Annotated in this window: 1 pseudogene; it reads right to left on the bottom strand. The window is 46.5% G+C overall.

Features of this window, described 5'->3' with window-relative positions:
* Positions 1-79: 79 nt before the first annotated feature.
* A pseudogene (locus AB4512_RS23730) lies at positions 80-260 on the bottom strand (transcriptional regulator); the annotation flags it as partial.

Below are 260 nucleotides of genomic sequence, written 5' to 3'. Positions count from 1 at the left end.
ATCATGCTTTCTACGGATCCTGTTTGGGAAGGGATTCTGCTTTGGTGTTTGATCGATCAGGGTTAAACCGTGGAGTGGATCAGTGGAGTTGACGTCGAGCTGTACCTTGATCATCGTTCTGGTGTTGGCTTGCCATAAAACGCACATGCGATTCGATCAATTTTTTTGACTCTTCTTTCCAGCGCGGTTCTTGTTGTTGGTTAGTAAATTCCAAAGCCAGTACACATAAATGCTGGAGCCGCTGCGTACACCACTCTTGC

Source organism: Vibrio sp. 10N.222.52.B7 (assembly GCF_041474275.1).
GTDB classification, from domain to species: domain Bacteria; phylum Pseudomonadota; class Gammaproteobacteria; order Enterobacterales; family Vibrionaceae; genus Vibrio; species Vibrio crassostreae_C.
Note: the sequence above shows the minus strand (reverse complement) of the source record. Positions and strands in the feature narration are given on the sequence as shown.